Consider the following 2,914-nt stretch of genomic DNA (forward strand, 5'->3'; position numbering starts at 1 on the left):
ACTCATCGCCAGCATCGTGCTCCGCCTCCGATGACACTTACAGGACACAACCTAGGCGGAGGAGGCGGATTGACGCTGCGCCCGCACGAGGAAGAGCGCGACAATAAAGCAGCCGATATAGGTCGCGCCCACGGCCACCCAGCCCATGGTGAACGCTCCGGTGGCCTCCACAATCGCGCCCACGATCACCGGACCGAGCGCGAACCCAAGATACATCCCGGCCGAGACGAGACCGGTGGCGACACCGATTCGTGACTTGGGCGCCGCATCCACAATGCCCGAATTGATGACCACGTTGGCAGCCAAGGGTAAGGCGGCGTGAAAGACCACGCCAACCCACATCAGCGCGTCAATCTGGGTCCGTTCAGCGGCAACGAGCAGCAACAGCCCGAGGATGCCGCCGAGGCTCATCACGATGATCAGCATTGACGGACGGCCCATCTTGCCCGTCACTCGCGCCCAACCGATACGGCTGAGAATCCCGAACACTCCGATGACGCCGAGCATGAGACCCGCGATCGTGATCGAATAGCCCATTGCTTGCACCGCAAACAGCGACGCGAAGCCATTGACGCCCTGCACGCCCACCGCGTTCAGGAAGGAGACGATCGCGAAGAGCCACACCGCAAGCGGCAGTCGTTTCGATCCCTTCGGTATCGGGATGCTGAGGGTGATCGGCTGCGTCTGGTCCGGTTTCGGCATTCGCAGCTTCGAAATTACGGTCCAGGACAGGATCCCTGCCGGTACGAGCGCTGCGGCACCGATGAGCGCTGCGCCCTGCCAGCCCGACCAGGCCGCAATGATCGGAAACGCCAACCCGGACACGAGCATCCCGACCTGCACCCCGGACTGCTTCCACCCCATCCACGGTGAGCGCTGGGCTGCCGGCACCCGGGCGCTGATAATGCGGTTCGTGAGGGGGTTCGAGAACGCCTGCGAGGGGCCCGCAATCAGCGCCGCGACCACAAGCACCCAGTAGGCGTGGACACTCGCGCTCACGAGAAAGGCGAGCATTGTGCCGCCGACGATCATGAGCATTTGAAAGCGCGGATCGAGTCGATCAGCGAGCACACCGAGGAAGGTCGAGGTGACGCCGGCGCTCACGAAGATCACCGAAATCAGCAGACCGTATTGGCTCTCGCTAATCGAAAACTCATCAATGATCGTGGCACTGAGCGCGCTGAGGGCGAAGTTGAAGGTGGGACCTGCCGCCATCGCGATCATCAGCACAACGAGAAGAATTCCCGGTGCACGACGAGGCGCCTCTGGCGCGGGGACTGCTGACATGAAGTTCAGCATAGCCCCGCGCGCCAGAGGCGCCTCGTGCAGTTGCGGTGTGGGTTACTGGCCCGCGTAGGGGTCCGGTACCGCGGTGTACTTCGTGTAGAGGTATTCTTCGATGCCCTCGAAGGAGCCTTCCTTACCGAGGCCCGACATCTTGACACCACCGAAGGGTGCTGCCGCGTTCGAGAGAACGCCGATGTTAAGGCCCATCATGCCGGCTTCGATGCGGTCGATCATGCGCTGGCCGCGTGCGAAGTCCTCCGTGAAGACGTAGGACATAAGGCCGTATTCGGTGCCGTTGGCGAGTTTGACGGCGTCCTCTTCGGTCTCGAAGGGGATGATCGGCAGGACCGGTCCGAAGATTTCTTCGTTGACGACCTGCGAATCCAGGCTGACGTTGCTGAGGACGGTTGCTTCGTAGAAGAACCCCTCGCCGGCACCCTTCTGGCCACCGGTGACGACCTCTGCACCCTTGGCCTTCGCATCCTCGACCATCTCGGCAACCTTGTTCACTGCCTTCTCTTCGACGAGTGGACCAATGACAATGCCGTCTTCGGTACCGCGACCCATCTTGAAGCCCGAGACGCGCTCGGCGACACGCTTCGAGAACTCATCAGCGATGGACTGCTGCACGTAGATGCGGTTTGCCGCGGTGCAGGCCTGGCCGATGTTGCGGAACTTCGCGGCGATCACGCCGTCCACGGCCTTGTCGAGGTCGGCATCCTCGAAGACGACGAACGGTGCGTTACCGCCGAGCTCCATCGAGCTGCGCAGGACCTTGTCGGCAGCCTGCTTCATGAGACCAATACCGACCGGGGTCGAACCGGTGAAGGAGACCTTGCGCAGGCGGTCGTCTTCCATGATCACGTTCGAGACACCTGCGGTGTCGCGAGTGGTGATGACGTTGATGACGCCCTTGGGCAGGCCCACCTCTTCGAAGATCTTCACGAGGTAGAGGGTGGTCAGCGGCGTGAGCGAGGCGGGCTTGACGACGACCGTGTTACCGGCAGCGAGTGCCGGACCGATCTTGCGCGTTGCCATCACGAGTGGGAAGTTCCAGGGGGTGATGAGGAAGCAGGGGCCTACCGGGTGCTTCGATACGAGCATCCGTGCATTGCCTTCCGGGGTCGAGCCGTAGCGGCCGATCACGCGGGGAGCCTCTTCCGAGAACCAGCGCAGGAACTCGCCACCGTAGGTCACTTCACCCTGTGCTTCTGCGAGTGGCTTACCCATTTCGAGAGTCATCAGCAGCGCGAATTCGTCACGGAGCTCAATCAGTCGTTCGAAAGCCTTGCGGAGAATCTCTGCGCGCTCGCGAGGCGTCGTTCGTGCCCAGGATTCCTTGACCTCGACAGCTGCGTCGAGTGCTGCGGTGCCCTGCTCGGGGGTTGCGTTCGCAACGTGGGTGAGCACCTTGCCATTTGAAGGGTCAAGTACTGCGAAAGGCTCGTTGTTGCCGTCTACCCATTCGCCGCCGATAAATAGCTGCGTGGGGATCTTGGCAATGAGGTCAGCCTCATTGGTGAAGGTCATAACTGTGCTCCTCATGATTTGTTCGTGTGCGCGCGTGATTGGTGCGCCGATGCGACTGCGCGCGAATACGCACGTTATAGAACGGTACACCCGCTAG

The 2,914-nt window shown here is 61.8% G+C and carries 2 protein-coding genes; both read right to left on the minus strand.

Annotated features, from left to right (window positions below; all coding sequences use genetic code 11):
- Positions 1-51: 51 nt before the first annotated feature.
- Positions 52-1,287 carry an MFS transporter gene (locus ACTHXA_RS15355; RefSeq protein ID WP_441673755.1) on the minus strand — a complete coding sequence of 412 codons (1,236 nt, stop codon included), beginning with the start codon at positions 1,285-1,287 and terminating at the stop codon, positions 52-54.
- 54 nt (positions 1,288-1,341) lie between these two features.
- A complete protein-coding gene (locus ACTHXA_RS15360; RefSeq protein WP_441673756.1) occupies positions 1,342-2,817 on the minus strand; it encodes an NAD-dependent succinate-semialdehyde dehydrogenase in 1,476 nt (491 codons plus the stop codon).
- Positions 2,818-2,914 lie beyond the last annotated feature (97 nt).

Source organism: Gulosibacter sp., assembly GCF_052090685.1.
Lineage (GTDB): Bacteria > Actinomycetota > Actinomycetes > Actinomycetales > Microbacteriaceae > Gulosibacter.